The sequence below is a fragment of the Prosthecobacter vanneervenii genome (assembly GCF_014203095.1).
GTDB classification, from domain to species: domain Bacteria; phylum Verrucomicrobiota; class Verrucomicrobiia; order Verrucomicrobiales; family Verrucomicrobiaceae; genus Prosthecobacter; species Prosthecobacter vanneervenii.
Genome location: NZ_JACHIG010000014.1, coordinates 36944 through 54481, shown reverse-complemented (window position 1 = coordinate 54481; position 17538 = coordinate 36944). Strand labels below are relative to the sequence as shown.

The window sequence follows — 17538 nt, the reverse complement described above, 5'->3', positions numbered from 1 at the left end:
ATACGATCAGTCGCGCGCCTTCAGCACGCTCACCAGGTCCAGTTTGTTGAGCATGAAACCGACCATCGTGAACGAAGCACCCGCCGCCGCCAGGACCACCAGCGCGGATGTCGCATACGTGCTCGGGTGGATCAGGTTTGGCAGCCGCACGGTCTCATTGCTCACGGCGCCGATCACGTAAAACGCCAGCACGCTGCCAAACACCAGCCCCAGCGGCAGCGCCACCAGCACCAGCAGCGAGAGCTCCCCCAGCAGCACGCCTGCGATCTCACGCTTCGTCAGCCCCACCACCCGCAGCGTGGCCAGATCCCGCCCGCGTTCAGAGAGCGCGATTCTGGCGCTGTTGTACACCACGCCAAAGGCCACGATCACCGCCAGCCACAGAAAGACCTTTCTCAGCATGCCGATGCTCGCGCCCGTGGACGCACGGAAGGCCGCCAGCTGGTCGCTCTTCGCGCTGGCAAACTCCACCTTCGGCTGCTTTTTCACCTCGTTCATAAAGCTGTCCCACTGGTTCGGATCCACCCGCAGAAACGCGCTTGTCATCGTCTCCCCTTCCCGCAGGTGCAGCCTCGCGGCATTGATGTTCATGTAGGCTGCCATGCCGTAAAAGTCCGCCATAAATCCGCTCACCGTGATCTCCCGCGTCTCGCAGCGCCCCTCCATCGCCTGCACTTCCACCTGGTCGCCGATCTTCACCCCCAGCACCTCTCCCAGCTTCTGGGAAAGCACCACGCCCTCCGTCGGCAGCACGATGGGCCGTCCCTGCATGTCTCGCGGATAGATCAGCCGGCTGCCATGATCCAGCCCCAGGATGTAAAGCCGCCGCGAGTGGTGCCCATGGCTCATCCGTGCCAGAAAGCCGCGCACCGGCTCCGCCAGGGTCACCCCGGGCAGGTGCTCGATGTCATGCGTGGTGCTGCGGGAGGCAGGCTCCCGCATGTTGATCATCACATTCTGTCGAAAGTGGTCGTTCCACTGGTAGGTCAGCAGATGGTCCACGCTGTCTGCCAGCGCACCGGGCAGCACCAGCAGCCCCGTGGCCAGAGCCAGCCCGCAGACCGTAAAGCCCGCCTGCACCGGGCGGCGCTCGATGTTTCGCAGCGCCATGCGCATCACCAGCCCCATCCCCTTGGTGATGCCGAGACGCTCCAGCATCGAAGGCTTGAAATCCGTGGGCGGTTCCGGTCGCATGGCTTCCGCCGGGGAGAGCTTCACCGCCAGCCACACCGCCGCGGCCACTCCCAGCAGCGCGGCCGCCACGCTCACCACCAGCGCCATTACCATTGCACCGCGATCCATCTGAAAACGCAGCTCCGGAAAGTGAAACAGCAGCGTGTACACCCGCAGCAGCACATCCCCCAGCCGCCATCCCGCCACCACCCCCACCGCGCTGCCCACCACCACCACCACCAGCGCGTAGTTCACATAGTGCCGCCCCACCTGCCACGAGGTGTAGCCCAGCGCCTTCAGCTGCGCGATCTGCTCCCGCTGCAGCCTCACCAGACGCGAGGTCACGGAATTGACCATGAAGGCCGCCACGCCCAGAAACACGAGGGGGTAGGCCAGCGCCAGCGCACGCACGATGCGCAGCTCATCCTCCAGCCTCCTTGAGCTCGGGTGGTCCTTCCGGGCATACGCCCCCGGCGCGCCGTAGATCGACATCAGCCGGTCCACCTCCTCCACCACGCCTTGTGCATCCACGCCGGGCGCCAGGTCCAGGCACAGGTCATTGAAGGCGCCGTCCAGATCATACGCCACCGCCAGCGGCTCATAGCGCAGCCAGAAGACCCCGTAGTGCCGGTTGTCCGGCAGCGTCTGCCCGGGCGCTGCTTCAAACACAAACTCCGGCGAAAGCCCCACGCCGCAGATCTCCAGGTAGTCGCGGTGCCCTTTCATGATGGCGGTGATCCGGTCGCCGATCTGCAGACCATGCGCCGTGGCAAAGGCCTCGCTCACCACCGCCTCCCGCTGCGCCCCGGCCAGCGGCAGCCGGCCTCTTCGGAGAAAGATCTGGTTCAGGCTCTGATCCCCGCTCTGCGGCAGAGACACCAGCCGCGCCTTCACCGGCTCCTTCACGCTCTCCATGTCCAGCAGCGCCTCATCCGCCACGCGCAGCTCCACCGCCGCCACTCCCGGGATGCTGCCCAGCCGGTGCCTCAGGGAAAGCGGCGCGCTCTTTACCGTGCCAAACACATCCGGCATCCGGTAGCGGTGGTAGTACTCGTCCCGCGTGCTCTCCAGGCTCAGGATCGTGCTTTGAGTCACGGTCATCATCGCCACTCCACAGGCCATGACCAGGCTCACCATCAGGATCTGCCCCTTCATGCCGCCGATGTCGCGAAGCAGCTTGCGGTCGAGGGTGGCGATCATTGCAGGGTGGTTGGCGGCGGCACTGGCATGTCAGAAAAAAAAGCTCCTTTGCACGTGGGACCTGTCCACAAAAATGCAACACTTCTGCTGAAGCTATTTCCAACCCGCTTTCTTGACAAGCAGCACCGTACAAAGGTAAGCACCCCTTCTACCAACCATCCATGCCAGAGCCTACCGCCCTTGAACCCATCGCCATCACAGGAATCGGCTGCCGCCTCCCCGGAGGTGCCACCAATGCCGAATCCTTCTGGCAGATGCTTCTCGATGGCGTGGATGCCATCCGCGAGGTGCCTCAGGAGCGCTGGGATTCCCGCTACTTCTACGACCCCGAGCCCGGCAAGCCCGGCCGCACCTACTCCAAGTGGGCAGGACTGATCGACGAGGTGGACACTTTTGACCCCGGCTTCTTCGCCATCTCCCAGCGCGAGGCCCAGTACATCGACCCCCAGCAGCGCCTCCTCCTCCAGGTGGCCTGGGAGTCCCTCGTGGATGCCGGGCAGCAGGTGGACATCGTCAAAGGAGAGGACACCGGCGTCTTCGTCGGCATCTCCACCCACGACTACAACGACCTCCAGCACAACAACCTCGGCCGTGGCGGCGCCTCCGCCTACTCCGCCACCGGCAATGCCGCCAGCATCGCCGCCAACCGCATCTCCTACGCGCTGAACTTCCAGGGACCCAGCGTGGCCGTGGACACCGCCTGCTCCTCCTCCATGGTGGCCGTGCACATGGCCTGCCGCGCCATTTGGAACAAGGAGTGCCACAGTGCTGTCGCCGCAGGGGTTAACTGCATCCTGAATGCTTATCCATTCATCGCCTTCTCCAGCATGAACATGCTGTCTCCGGACGGCCGCTGCAAAGCCTTCGACGCCAGCGCCGACGGCTTCGTGCGTGGAGAGGGCGTGGGGGCCGTCTACCTCAAGCCGCTCTCCGCAGCACTCGCCAATGGAGACTCCATCTATGCGGTGATCCGCAGCACCGCCGTCAATCAGGACGGCCGCACCTCCGGCATGACCGTGCCCAGCCGTGGCTCCCAGCAGGCGCTGGTGGAAGAGGCCTGCCGCCTGGCCGGCATCTCCCCGCATCAGATCCAGTATGCTGAAGCACACGGCACCGGCACCGCCGTGGGGGACCTCATCGAAGGCAGCGCCCTCGGCACCATCCTCGGCGTGGGCCGCAAGGCTGGAGACGACTGTCTCGTCGGCTCCGTAAAGACCAACATCGGCCACCTCGAAGCCGGGTCCGGCATCGCGGGTCTCATCAAGGTGGCCCTCTGCCTCAAGCACGGCATCGTCCCGCCTAACCTCCATTTCAAAAATCCGAACCCCTCGCTCAATTTCGAGCGCCTGCGGATCAAGGTCCCCACCGAAATCACGCCTCTGAAAAGGGACGCGGATCACCGCCTGCTGGCCTGCATCAATTCCTTCGGCTTCGGCGGCACCAATGCCCATGCCGTGCTGGAGGCCGCACCGCAGGAGGCCAGCCTGCCCCCCGCCGCGGCAGTGCATGACGACTCCGACCAGCCCGAGCTCCTGCTGCCGCTCTCCGCGCGCGGCACCGAGACTGCGCTGCAGTCCGTGGTCATCGCCTTCCAGAATTACCTCTGCGTCGAAGACGATTCAGTCTCTCTCAAGGCCATCTGCGCCGCCGCTGCCCGCAGGCGCACGCACCATGAGTTCCGCCTCGCCGCCGTGGGCCGCACGCGCGATGAGATCTCCGCCGCCCTCACTTCCTATCTCGCGGGTGAAGCCGCCCCCGGACTCCACGTGGGCCAGCCAGTCAAAAACGCCCGCCTCGTCTTTGTCTTCAGCGGTCAGGGTCCCCAGTGGTGGGCCATGGGCCGTGAACTCATGGCTCAGGAGCCCGTCTTCCGCCAGACCATCCAGACCATCCACGATGAACTGCTCAGGCTCGGCGGCTGCTCGCTCATCGACGAGCTCAACCGCGATGAAAAAACAACTCGCCTGAACGAAACCCACATCGCGCAGACCGGCCTCTTTGCCCTGCAGGTGGGTCTCGCGGAGCTGTGGAAATCCTGGGGCGTGCATCCGCATGCCGTCGTGGGCCACAGCATGGGGGAAGTGGCCGCAGCTTATGCCTGCGGTGCCTTGGATCTGCTCGAAGCCGTGCGCGTCATCCACCATCGCGGACGCTGCATGGAGAAGACTCCCCTGCGTGGCAAGATGATCGCCGCCGCGCTCACTCAGGCGGAGGCCGAGGCCATGATCGCTCCCTACGGCGACCGCGCCGCTCTCGCCGCTGTCAACGGCCCCAGCATGGTCTCCATCTCCGGAGATGCCGATGCCGTGGATGAAATCTTCCGCGCGCTGGAGCAGCGTGCGCTCTTCGTGCGCTATGTGCCGGTGAACTACGCCTTCCACAGCGCTCACATGGAACCTGTGCGCGAGGAGCTGGCCGAGTCTCTCGCGGGCCTGAATCCCAAGGCAGGAAACATCCGCCTCTTTTCCACCGTCACCGGCCGTCAGGCCGAAGGCACCGACTACGATGCCGCCTACTGGTGGCGCAATGTGCGCCAGAGCGTGCTCTTCGCCCCGGCCATCGACTCCGCCATCGCCGCAGGTTACACCCACTTTCTGGAGATCAGCCCGCACCCGGTGCTCTCCAATTCCATGACGGAGTGCCTCACCGGCGCCGGTCTCAGCGGCATGGTGCTGCCATCCCTGCGTCGTCAAAAGCCCGAGCGCGCCACCATGCTGGGCACTCTGGCCGCTCTCCATGTCAATGGCCACGCCGTGGACTGGTCCGCCCTCTACCCGGATGGCAGATATCTCCTGCGCCTGCCGGAATATCCCTGGCAGAACGACCATTACTGGAACGAGCCCACCTACTCCAGAAAGCTGCGTGTCAATCCGCAGCTCAATCCGCTGCTTCAAATCGCTCTTCCCACCCTTCACCCCACCTGGGAAGTGGGGTTGAACAAAAGCCTGCTCACCTGGCTCAAAGACCACCGCGTGGGCCAGCACCTCATCTTTCCCGGGGCCGGTTATGTGGAGATGGCTTTGGCCGCAGGTCGCGAACTCCACCCCGAGCAGCCCGTGCTCATCGAGGAGCTGGAGATCCATCGCGGCTGCATTTTGCCGAATGGTGATGACCATCCCACGATGCAGATCGCCTGCATCCCTGCCGAAAACACCTTCGTCATCCAGAGCACCCCTGCCGAGAATCCGCTGAGCTGGACACAGCACGTCACCGGCCGCCTGCGTGCCGAGCCCGAGCGCCAGCGGCCAGCCCCCTTTGACTTGGAGGCCATCAGGCAGCGCTGCCTCAAGGAGTGGACAGGAGAAAAGCTCTATCATTCCGCTGCCAATGCGGATCTCCGCTACGGCCCGCAGTTCCAGGGGCTCACCCACGTCTGGGGCGGAGAGACAGAGGCTCTGGCACGCATTGAGATGCCCGCCGCCGTGGCCACCGCGCTGGACCGCTACGAGGTGCATCCCGCGCTGCTGGACGCCTGCATTCATCCCTCCATCGCCATTCCTGCGGATGATGACGGGCTCTACCTGCCCGCACGCATGGAGCGCATCCGCTGCTACGCCAAGCCCGGAGACAAGGTCTGGGCTTATGTGCGCAGGACGCAGATGATCGCGCGCAAGATCATCCTCATCGACGTCTTCATCCTCAATGACGCTGGCGAGGTGCTGCTGGAGATCACCGACTTCCTCTGCAAATACACGCCGCTCAGCAGCGCACCGGGCTCCGGCGCTCAGGCAGACTGGCTCTACCAGCCGGAGTGGCACCTGAAGCCCCTCGCGCTCTCCACCGCCCACAGCCCCGCAGACTACCTGCCGGACAATGCCGCGCTCGCTGCCGCACTGCGCCAGAGCATCGCCAGTCACAGCGCAGACCTGGGCATGAATGCACGCTATCAGGAATGGGAGCCGCGCTTTCTGCAGCTCTGCCGCAGCTCCATTCTCTCCGTGCTCAAGCATCTCGGCTTCCGCCCCAAGGTCGGCGAAGTCCTCACGCTCGATGCCCTCGTCAAGCGCCTCAAAGTACAGCCCGCTCATGAGAAGCGCCTGCACCGCCTGCTGACTTTGCTGGAGCCCGAAGGCTGGCTGCAGCCGGACACCGCCGCATCCGCCCCTGCATGGAAAGTCATGGCCAAACCTGCCACGGTGAACCCCACCAAGATCTGGCAGGAAATGGTATTCCACTTCCCGGGCTTCCACCCCGAGCTCATCCTGCTGGACCGCTGCACCTCCGGCCTGCCAGACCTGCTGCGTGGAAAGTGCGAGTCCGCCGCTCTCATCTCCGCCAACATGCTGGAGCACGCCCAGGCGGGCTCCGTGTTCACACGCGCCTACAACCACAGCATCGGAGAAGCCGTCTCCGCCGCACTGGCGCAGCTTCCGGAAGGAAGGCGCGTGCGCATTCTGGAAATCGGTGCAGCCACCGGCGGCGTGACCGCCAGCGTGCTGCCGCGCCTCCCGCATGCCGGTGTCGATTACTTCTACACCGATGTCTCCGACCGCAGCTTTGATCAGGCGGCCAAGAAGTTCAGCGACTATCCCGCCGTCCAGTACCGCGTGCTGGATCTCGACCTCCCGCCGGCAGACCAGGGCTTTGCCGACGAGCACTTTGATCTCGTCATCCTTTCCAACGCGCTCTCGCTCACTCAAAACGTGCAGACAGCGCTGCAGCATGCGCGCCAGCTTCTCGCCTCCAGCGGTCTGCTCATCGCGCTGGAAATCGACCGCCCCTCCCCCTGGCATGAGCTCGTGCTCGGCACGAATGAGCGCTGGTGGCAGTTTGCAGACAGCGCCCTGCGCAGCTCTCATCCGCTGCTCCCATCCGCCGCATGGCAGCAGCTTCTCTCCGCCGCCGGATTCACCGCCGTGGAGTCTGTGACAGATGCGGACAATCACAGTCAGACCAGTCAGGCCATCCTGCTGGCACGCGGTCCCGAGCTGCCGCAGCCTGCCGCCACCGCAGAAGCCGCCGCCGAGCCCGGCCACTGGCTGCTCTTTGCAGATGCGCAGGGCCTTGCCCAGTCTCTCGCCTCGGCACTTCGCGCACGCGGAGACACCTGCTGCATCGTCACGCCTGCCGGTGAATACAGCGCTCCCTCCGCAGACGTGGTGCAGCTCCGAGCCGCATCTCCGGAGGACTACACCCGGCTCATCTCCTCCGCCGGTTCTCTGCGCGGCATCGTCCATCTCTGGAGCCTCGATGCCCCGGCGGATGCCGAGCCTTCCACAGAGGCTCTCTCCTCCGCGCAGACGCTCGTCTGCCACAGCCCGCTCTACCTCGTTCAGGCGCTGAACACAGCAGGCATCACCTCGCTGCCCGGCCTCTGGTTCGTCACCCGTGGCGCCCAGCCTGCGGGGGAATCAGCCCGCACGCTCTCCCTCGTGCAGTCACCGCTGCATGGCATGGCCCGCGTCATCATGAGCGAGCACCCGGACCTGCACTGCCGCAGCATCGACCTCGATGCCGCCGCCTCGTCTCACGACACAGACATCCTGCTCAAAGAGCTGCTGCATGCCGATGACGAATCCGAGATCGCCTGGCGCGGCGAGGCCCGCTATGCCCAGCGTCTCGTCCACGGCTCACTCGACAAGCTGTTGCAGAGCCCGCTTTCCTCTCTCGCAGAAGATCAGGGCTTCCGTCTGGAATCCGCCAAGCCTGGCTCTCTCGACAAGCTCGTCTTCCGTGCCAAGCCGCGCCGTGCGCCCGGCCCCGGAGAGGTGGAGATCGAAATCTGCGCTGCCGCTCTCAATTTCCGCGACGTCATGAAGGCCCTCGGCATCTATCCCGCCGAGGCCGCCGATGCCATGCTGCTGGGAGATGAATGCGCAGGCCGCATCGTCCGCGTGGGCGCAGGGGTCACGCAGTTCAAGCTGGGAGATGAGGTCATGGCGCTCGCCGCCGGATGTTTCGGCAGCCACGTCACCACCGTGGAGCACGCCGTGCTCCTGAAGCCCGCCCACCTCACCATGGAGGAGGCCGCCACCATGATGGTCACCTACCTCACCGCCTCCTACGCGCTCTCCCATCAGGGCCGCATGAGCAAAGGCGAGCGCGTGCTCATCCACGCCGGTACCGGCGGTGTGGGCCAGGCTGCCGTCCGCATTTCCCAGGCCGTCGGCGCGGAGATTTTTGCCACCGCAGGCAGCGCGGAAAAGCGCGCCTTCCTGAAGAAGATCGGCGTGCATCACGTGCTCGACTCACGCACGCTCGCCTTCGCGGAAGACATCCGCCGCATCACGCAAAACGAGGGCATCGACCTCGTGCTCAATTCCCTTGCGGGCGAGGCCATTCATCAAAGCCTCTCTCTGCTGCGCCAGTACGGCCGCTTTCTCGAAATCGGCAAGCGGGACATCTACGGCAACACCAAGGTGGGCCTCTTCCCCTTCCGCAAAAACCTCTCCTACCACGCCATCGACCTCGGCCATGCGCTTGATCCGCGCAATGCCCGGCCGCTGATGAGCAGCCTCAAAAAGCTCTTCTCCTCCCGCAAGCTCCCAGCCCTGCCCTACCGCACCTTTGCCCTCGCAGATGCGGTCACCGCCTTCCGCTACATCACGCAGGCGCGCCAGATCGGCAAGGTGGTGCTCAATGTTCAGGGTGCCCGCGTGGCGCTCAGCTCAGACACGCCCGCCTCCGCACTGCAGCTCCAGCCGGACGCCACCTACCTCGTGGTCGGCGGCATGGGCGGCTTTGGCATGGCTATGTCCGAGTGGCTGGTCAAACAAGGCGCACGCCATCTCGTGCTCTCCAGCCGCAGTGGTGCCTCCACCGATGAGGCACGCGCTGGCATCGCCGCCATGCAGGCCGCGGGCGCAGAGGTCACCGTCATTCAGTCAGACGCCAGCGATTCCGCCAGCGTCACCGCTCTGCTCAACCAGATCGCCGCCTCCCATCCGCCGCTGCGTGGTGTCTTCCACGTGGCCATGGTGCTGGATGACGGCATGATCTCCCAGCTCAATGCCGAGCGCTTCCGCAAGGTCACCGCGCCCAAGATCAACGGCGCGTGGAATCTGCATGTGCAGACCAGACACCTAGCGCTGGATCACTTCGTCATGTTCTCCTCCGTGGCCTCCATCATCGGCAGCCCGGGGCAGGCGAACTACGCAGCTGCCAATGCCTTCCTGGATGCCCTGGCCTCTCACCGTCGCAGCCTGGGTCTTCCGGCTCTGACGATCAACTGGGGCGTCATGGCCGGAGTCGGCTACGTGGCACGTCACAAGAAGCTGGAGGAGCACTTTGCCCGCATCGGCTGGTCCGGCATCACGCCTGCCGAGAGCCTGCCGATCATGGGCCGCCTCATGCAGCAGCCCGCCATCAGCCAGATGATGGTCTCCCGTATTGACTGGGCCAAATGGGCTGCGCTCACTCCGTCCATCGCCACCACACCGCGCTACGCCCACCTGACCACAGAAGACGCGCTCAAGCAGCAGCAATCCGAGGACTCCAACTGGCTGCGCGATGCCGTGCTCAATGCCCAGCCTGCAGAGCAGATCACGCTGCTCGACACCTTCCTCCGCGAGCAGGTGGCCAAGATCCTCCGCACCTCCCCCGCCAAGATCGACTCCAAGCTGCCGCTCAATGAGATCGGCATCGACTCCCTCATGGCTGTGGAGCTCATCCACCAGATCGAGAGCCAGACGGGCATCGCCATTCCCACCGGCCAGCTCATGGGTGGTACGCCCACGGTGCAAAAGCTCACCGAGATCCTGCTCGGCCACCTCACGGGTGGCAAAGCCGCACCTGCCGCCGCCGCACCAGCGGCGGAGTCTGCACCCGCCACAGCAGGCGAAGACTTCTCTGCGGATGCCGACCTCTCCCGCTGGGACATCACCTTCGCCACAGACCGCGTGGATGCCTCCCGCATCCAGCAGCCGCGCAGCATCTTCCTCACCGGAGTGCAGGAGTTTATCGGAGCCTACCTGCTGCGCGATCTCCTGCAGCAGACGCAGGCCGAGGTTCACTGCCTCATCAGCGCAGCCGATGCCGCCGCAGCAATGCAGCAGATCGAGTCCCACCTGGCGCACTACCGCTGCTGGGATGACGCCTTCCGCACCCGCATCATCCCCGTGCTTGGAGACCTCTCCCAGCCGCTGCTCGGTCTGGAGCCCGCCGCCTTTGCGCAGCTCGCCTCCACCGTGGAGGTCATCTACCACGCTGCGGCTCACATCAATCACGTAGCTCCCTACTCCGTGCTTCGGCAGGTCAATGTGCAGGGCTCGGTGGAGGTCATCCGCCTCGCCACACAGAGCACGCTCAAGCCCGTGCACTGTCTTTCCAGTGCCAGCGCCCTGGCCGCCAGCAGCGCCCTGGACGACCGCCCGATCCATGAGGACGATCCACTCCCGGTGCATGCCAAGCTCAAGGTCGGCTACAGCCAGAGCCGCTGGGTCTCCGAGCAGCTCTTCCTTCAGGCCCGCGCTCGCGGCCTCCCAGTGAATGTTTACCGCCCCGGCCTGTTTGTAGGAGATGATCAGACCGGCATCTGCACCACAGACAACATCATCTGGCTCTTCATCAAGACCTGCATCGAGACCGGCACCGGCCCGGACTCGAGCTACAGCAGCCTCCTGACTCCGGTGGATTATGTCTCCTCCGCACTCATCAGCCTTTCAAAGAAGCTGACCGGCACAGGCCGCAACTACCACCTCATCAATCCCTCCGCCCCCAGCTTTGCCCGCTTGCTCGATCTCGCCAAAGCCGAAGGCTACCGCATCCATGTGCTGCCGGAGGAGGAGTGGGAAAACGCCATCTCCGGCGGCAAAGGCGGCATCCAGCCAAATCCCATCGCCGCCTACCAGCTCTTCATCCCGCGTCAGGTTCTCACCTTGCTGGTGCAGGAGCAGTCAGAGCAGTTCTGCCACAATACCCTCCAGGACCTGCAGGGCACCGGCATCACCTGCCCGCCCATCGACCAGCCGCGCATGCACCGCTATCTGCAGTACTTCGCCAGCACCGGCTTCCTGCCTCCCGCTGCCGACGCTGCCAAAAGCTGACCCTGCACGCTCAGCGCGCCAGCACATCCAAAACACTCTGCCTTCCTGCAGGCGCATGGATCACCCCATGCGTCTCCTGCACGGCGGCGGCATACTCGGCGGACTCACGCAGCAGCTCCCTATGCACCTCCTCCAGCCGGTCATGCGGGATGTTCGGGTAGAGATGATGGATCAGGTGAAAATCATTGCCATAGCCCATCAGCACCCAGCGCGTGACCGGCCCCACATGCATGATGCGTGTGTTGTCCAGCTCCCCTCTCCCGGCATTGGCATGCTGGTAGATCTCCCGCAGATGCATCAGGTACGGAAACACATAGATCAGCGGAAAGATCCACAGCACCACAAAGCCCGCCAGCACCTGGCCGCCAAAACGCTGGCTGAGCACCGTCAGCGTCAGCAGCAGCAGTGCATTAAACACGAGCCTTTGCAGCGCAGACAGCCTGGCATCTCCAGCCCGGCCTTGTTCCTCACCGCCAAACCACCGCGCAGGCGCGCAGGCACACACGACCAGTGCCAGCGCATTCATTGCGCCGATCACCGGCCAGCACCGCACTCCGGCCAGAGTGCTGCCCACGAGCACCAGCGAAGTCAGGATAAACCACCCCAGCCCGGCCAGCGCCATCTTCGGGCGGACGGGCGCGCCAGCCTGCTTCCCTTTGCGCGTTCCGGTCGTCAATGACAGGAACAAATCCTGCAGGATGCCCAGCACAAAAGGCGGCCAGAAAAACATGAAGTAGAAAAACCGCACAAAGCTTCCTTTCTCCATGGGAAACTTGGCATACACACGCTCCACCTTGTCGCCAAACAAGTTAGGGTCCTTTTCCGGGTCATTCGGGTGCAGGTGGTGCCCGGTGTGTTTTTTGCGGTAGAGCCCGATCTCGGAGAACAGCGGATGAAAAACCAGCAGGTTGGCCAGCCGGTCGTTCCACTTCCGGTCTGGCAACAGCAGATAGTGAGACGCCTCATGCCCCATCAGCCCGATGCGATGCTGCAGGATTCCCACGAGAAACACTGCCACCAGCACCACCGGAACCTCCCAGGCCCAGTTCATTCCTCTCTCCTGACACAGAAAATGAAACCCAATCGCACCACCCGCCACCAGCAGCACACAGGCGTAGTCCAGCGCGATCCAGCCAAGATTCCGCCATGGCCTCAGCTTCAAGCACTCGCGCAATCGTTGATGACTTAGCAGCTTCACCATTAATAGGGTTGATGAGAATTAGGCCCCCTCCTGTCGGAGATCAAGCGGCAAACCTGCGATCTCCTCAGTCGCCATCCCAGGCACTCAGGGCGCGCACCTTACCCGCTTGATACTTGGAACGCTAAGTGCGACACAACAGCGGCATGAGCAACGAGATCACCAAGCGCAAAAATTTCATCCCGGTCACTGAAGAGCTGATCAGCTATCTGGATCAGTTTGGCCGCTGCTACTCGCTGCCCGCCACCTACAATGATCTGCGCGCCTTTTCCGAAAGCTACCCGCTCTTCGACAAGGAGGGAAACGCCACCTACTGGAGCAGCGTGCTCTACCCGCGCGAGCTGCAGCAGGAGCTCTACCCAAAGCTCACCAGCATCTACTCCCTCCTGCGCACCGGCGACTTCCACGCCGTCCCCCACCTCTATGTGGAGCGCGTGGACTACTGCGAGTTTGGCAACTCCCGCCCCTTCCGCGTGCGCGTGGTGAACCAGTACAATGACAACTACGACCACTTCTACGTAAAGACGGCGGACGCCTCCCGTGTCTATGGCCTGGAGCTGGAGCACCTGCTCTCCCCCAACCGCATCAACTACCTCATGCACAGCAGCGGCACCCTCGTGGAGGAGCACATCGCCGGCGTGCCTGGAGACGCCTTCATCCGCGACTACCTCCGCCGCCCGGATTTCAACGGCGTGCGTCTGGCCAAGGAGTTTGTGAAGTTCAGCGAGCGCTGCTTCATCCGCCTCCTCGGGGACATGCGCAGCTACAACTACGTCATCGACATGACGCCCGACTTTGAGGAGGTGCAGTACCGCGTGCGCGCCATCGACTTCGACCAGCAGAGCTACGAAGGCCGCAAAAACCTCTACCTCCCCCAGTTCTTCAAGGAGAACAATCCCGTGGTGCAGCTCTGCTCTACCTGCCTCAACTTCCCCACCATGAAGCAGTACCAGGAGGAGGAGCGCAGCCTCATCTCCCGCCGCTACCTCTCCGAGCACCAGCGCATCACCGCGCTGCTCCACTGCATGAAAAACAACGCCGTGGAGCCCTTTGAAAAGGTCGTGCAGCTCCGCTCCGAACTCGGCCACTTCCACAACACCCACCGCTTTGATGCCTGCAAATCCATGGGGGAAATCGTCGAGCTCAACCTCGAAACCATGCTGGGCCGCCACCTCGAATAGTGCGAGATCGTGCTTGCCGGAGGCACTGTCCTGTTTTCTTCTGACCCCTCCCCATGCCTTTCAAAATTGTCATCATCACCGGCGCCCAGTTGGGTGTCGAACGCGCCACTCTCGACTGGTCGCTGAAGCACTCCTTTCCCCATGGCGGCTGGTGCCCCAAAGGCATCCTCGGCTCCTCCGAGCCGCTGGACGCCTGCTACAAGCTCAAGGAGTCTGAAACGGAAAACGTGATCGATGCCATCGGGTTCAATGTGCGCGATGCCGAGGCCACCCTCGTCTTCACCATCGCCGCCAAAGCCTCCGGCTTTGCCCAGAAGGCCGTGACTGCCGCCAAGAAGCAGAAGAAGCCCGTGCTGCATGTGCATCGTGGCATCCTCGGCGTCTCTGAAAAGATCGTCGCCTTCCTCGACAAGCATTACATCCGCCGCCTGCACATCACCGGCTCCCTGGATGCAGACGAGCCCGGCATCAGCGACTGGGCCACCGGCGAGCTGGAAAAGGCCAAGGTTATCATGGACCGCCGCCCTGAGTAGCTTCTACTGCCACAGACCGATTTCCGCCGATTCCAGCAGCGTTTGCTGAAACTCCGCCTAGCATGGGTGAATCATTTTCACCCCCATGCTTTTTCTCGCTAACGCCCCTGCTCATGCCGCGTTGCCCCCTCCGGGCATGCTCGCGCCATTTGTCATCCTGCTGCTCTGCATCGCGCTGATGCCCCTGTTTGCCGCGCATTTCTGGGAGCATCATTACCCCAAGGTGGCCGTGGCGCTGGGCGCCGTCACCGCCGCTTACTACGCCGGGGTGCAGCACGACTGGCACCCGCTCCACCACGCCGCGCAGGAATACGTCAGCTTCATGGCGCTGGTAGGCTCTCTCTTCGTCATCTCCGGTGGCATCAATATCCGCGTCAAAGGGGAGGCCACGCCTGCGATCAACACCCTCTTCCTCCTGATCGGTGCGGTGCTGGCCAATTTCATCGGCACCACCGGGGCCTCCATGCTCCTCATCCGTCCGTGGATCCAGATGAACAAGTTCCGCATCACCGATTTCCACATCGTCTTCTTCATCTTCATCGTCAGCAACGTCGGCGGCTGCCTCACCCCCATCGGCGATCCCCCGCTCTTCCTCGGCTTCCTGCGCGGCATCTCCTTCTTCTGGGTGCTGCAGCACTGCTGGCAGGCCTGGGCGCTTGCGGTGGCGCTCCTGCTGGTCGTCTTCTATCTCTTCGACTCACGCAATTTCGCCCGCATCCCCAAGGATGTCCGCGACATGGAAACCGCCCACGAGGACTGGTATTTCCGCGGGTTGCACAACCTCGTCTGGCTTGGCGTGGTGCTCGCCGCTGTCTTTCTACCCAAGAGCGTGCAGGAGACCACAATCCTCGGAGTCTTCTCCGTCCCCGCTCTGGTGATGTTTGCCGCCGCCGCCGCTTCGTATTTCATCACCGGCAAGGACGTGCATGAGGCCAATGACTTCAACTTCGGCCCGGTCAAGGAGGTGGGCTTTCTCTTCGTGGGCATCTTCCTCACCATGATCCCGGCGCTGCAGATCCTGCAAAGCGGCCAGGCGGTGCAGATCTCCTCGCCCATGCAGTATTACTTCTCCACGGGTGCCCTCTCCGCCTTCCTCGACAACGCCCCCACCTACCTCTCCTTCCTCGCCGCTGCCATGGGTCACGAGCACCTCTCGGTGGATTCGCACGCCGATGTGGTGAAGTTCGCCGCCGAGCACGCACCCCACCTCATTGCCATCTCTCTCGGCGCCGTGTTCTTCGGCGCAGGCAGCTACATCGGCAACGGCCCCAACTTCATGGTCAAGTCCATCGCCGACAAGGCCAAGGTCAACGCCCCCTCCTTCCTCGCCTACATGGCCCGCTTCTCCATTCCCGTCCTCCTGCCCATCCTCATCATCGTCGGCTGGGTGATGGTGAAATAGTCCGCACTTCCAACTGCCCCTACTCCGCCAGATACATCGTGGCCCCGCGCGGTGTGCGCTTGAACCAGGAGCCAAAGCCGGACGGCTTGGACACATCCACAATCGCACGCCGCACGGTCGTCTTCGGCTTCTGCGCGGTTTTCGTTTCAGCCGCCACCACCGCCTCTGCCTTTTTCTTGCTGGCTTTGGATTTGGGCTCCTCAGGCTGCGCATCCTCGATCTTGTCCACACCGATCGGGATCGCCTCCTCAGTCGCCGCCAGCGCGCTTTCTCCCACGATCTCCACTGGTGTCCCCACCGGCGTCTCTTTAAAGAAGATGGCGGCCATCTTGGTCGGCAGCCGGATGCACCCATGCGAGGCCGGATACCCCGGCAGATACCCCTCATGCATGCCGATCCCTCCTACGATGCGCATAAAGTAGCGCATGCTGGCGCCCATGTACTTGGCACCTGGAGGCGCGCGGTCCGTGCGCGTGTCCACATCCTCCTGCACCACATGGCCGTCTTTCTCATCCACATACGCGCCGAACAGCGAGGAGCGGTGGTCTTCGTCCTTGTCCAGAATGCGGAAGCTCCCGGTGACGGTGCCAAAGCTCTCGCGGCCGGATGAAATCGGCGACACCCCCACCAGCTCCTTGCCCTTGTAGTACTGCACCCGCTGCGTGCTCAGATTGATCACGATCCTGGGCTTGCCCGCCACGCCATCCCCCTTCCACCACGCACGGCTGCTCAGCGGATTGTACGGCTTTTCATTGTCCGAGTTGGAGCAGCCAATGCCGGCAATGGACCACGCCAGAACCAGCAGGCTTCTCCACAGGCAGATAAATGGACGCTTCGGGCTCATCATTGCCTGAAGTATTTGCGAATAGCGTGCCAGTTTCCAAGCGGAAACTGGCACATCAGATTCAATCCTTATTTATAGGTAACGGGCGTACCCGTGCTATTGGCCAGCACCTTGAAGCGCTTGGTCAGCTCCTGCGTCAGCTTGCCGGGCGTGCCGTCGCCAATCGGGCGGCGGTCATACTTCACAGCCGGGATCACCTCGGCGGCGGTTCCGGTCAGGAAGCACTCGTCGGCGGTGTAGATGTCAAAGCGGGTCATCACTGCTTCCGTGCATGGGCTGCCCATTTCGGCCAGCAGCTCCATCACCGCGCGGCGGGTGATCCCGTCCAGCGCACCAGAGGAAACCGGCGGCGTGAAGACCTTGCCGTTCTTCACGATGAAAACGTTGTCTCCTGTGCACTCGGACACGAAGCCCTGGTCGTTGAGCATAATGCCCTCGTCGCATCCGGCCTGCAGACACTCGATCTTGGCCATGATGTTGTTCAGATAGTTCAGGCTCTTGACCTGCGGGCTGAGGGCCGAGGAATTCGGACGGCGCGTGCCGCAGGTGATCAGCTCCAGCCCCTTCTCATAGCGCTCCGCCGGATACAGCGTGATGCTGCTGGCGATGATGAACACGCTGGCCTTCGGGCACTGATAAGGATTCAAACCGAGAGAGCCGACACCACGGGTGATCACCAGACGGATGTAGCCATCGCGCAGGTTGTTGGCAGCCACCGTATCCAGCGTGGCTTTTTCCATCTCTTCAAAGGAAAGCGGCACCGTCAGGCAGATGGCCTTGGCGCAGTCATACAGGCGGTGCAGATGCTCCGTCAGGCGAAACACACGTCCATTGTAAATGCGGATGCCTTCAAATACTCCATCACCGTACAGCAGGCCGTGGTCGAAGACAGAGATCTTCGCCTCGGATTCAGGAACAAGTTTGCCGTCAAGGTAGATAAGTAGATTTGCAGACATGGGGCCGGTAAGAACCACAGACTCAGGGGTTTTGCAAGCTCTGGCAATGTGCTTGCACAGGGGCGAT

8 protein-coding genes are annotated in these 17538 nt (G+C 63.2%); 4 read left to right on the top strand and 4 right to left on the bottom strand.

All coding sequences use genetic code 11. The annotated features are described in order from the left end of the window. Nucleotides 1-6 precede the first annotated feature (6 nt). Nucleotides 7-2373: an ABC transporter permease gene (locus tag HNQ65_RS26885; RefSeq protein ID WP_184343755.1), complete on the bottom strand. Its 2367-nt coding sequence runs from the start codon at nucleotides 2371-2373 to the stop codon at nucleotides 7-9. 161 nt (nucleotides 2374-2534) lie between these two features. On the opposite strand from HNQ65_RS26885, the gene HNQ65_RS23670 reads away from it, so the two are divergent. After that, nucleotides 2535-11357 carry a type I polyketide synthase gene (locus tag HNQ65_RS23670; protein WP_184343753.1) on the top strand — a complete coding sequence of 2941 codons (8823 nt, stop codon included), beginning with the start codon at nucleotides 2535-2537 and terminating at the stop codon, nucleotides 11355-11357. A gap of 10 nt (nucleotides 11358-11367) precedes the next feature. Here the strand turns inward: HNQ65_RS23670 and HNQ65_RS23665 are convergent, their stop codons facing one another. Beyond that, a complete protein-coding gene (locus HNQ65_RS23665; protein WP_184343751.1) occupies nucleotides 11368-12519 on the bottom strand; it encodes a fatty acid desaturase family protein in 1152 nt (383 codons plus the stop codon). Between the two features lie 182 nt (nucleotides 12520-12701). Here HNQ65_RS23665 and HNQ65_RS23660 point away from each other — a divergent pair, with 182 nt between their 5' ends. The 3 genes from HNQ65_RS23660 to HNQ65_RS23650 all read left to right on the top strand — a co-directional run bounded on the left by HNQ65_RS23660 (nucleotide 12702) and on the right by HNQ65_RS23650 (nucleotide 15671). Next, entirely contained in the window at nucleotides 12702-13736 is a 1035-nt protein-coding gene (locus HNQ65_RS23660) for a hypothetical protein (RefSeq protein ID WP_184343749.1), read from the top strand. A gap of 53 nt (nucleotides 13737-13789) precedes the next feature. Then, a complete protein-coding gene (locus HNQ65_RS23655) occupies nucleotides 13790-14269 on the top strand; it encodes a YpsA SLOG family protein (protein WP_184343747.1) in 480 nt (159 codons plus the stop codon). A 136-nt stretch (nucleotides 14270-14405) separates the two neighbouring features. Next, complete coding sequence (locus HNQ65_RS23650; RefSeq protein WP_246438670.1) at nucleotides 14406-15671, top strand: sodium:proton antiporter; 1266 nt, start codon at nucleotides 14406-14408, stop codon at nucleotides 15669-15671. Between the two features lie 19 nt (nucleotides 15672-15690). On the opposite strand, the gene HNQ65_RS23645 is transcribed toward HNQ65_RS23650, so the two are convergent. Together HNQ65_RS23645 and ilvE are read right to left on the bottom strand one after the other, a co-directional pair. Next, a complete protein-coding gene (locus HNQ65_RS23645; protein WP_221306269.1) occupies nucleotides 15691-16518 on the bottom strand; it encodes a L,D-transpeptidase family protein in 828 nt (275 codons plus the stop codon). A 65-nt stretch (nucleotides 16519-16583) separates the two neighbouring features. Continuing rightward, a complete protein-coding gene (gene ilvE, locus HNQ65_RS23640) occupies nucleotides 16584-17471 on the bottom strand; it encodes a branched-chain-amino-acid transaminase (RefSeq protein WP_184343744.1) in 888 nt (295 codons plus the stop codon). Nucleotides 17472-17538 lie beyond the last annotated feature (67 nt).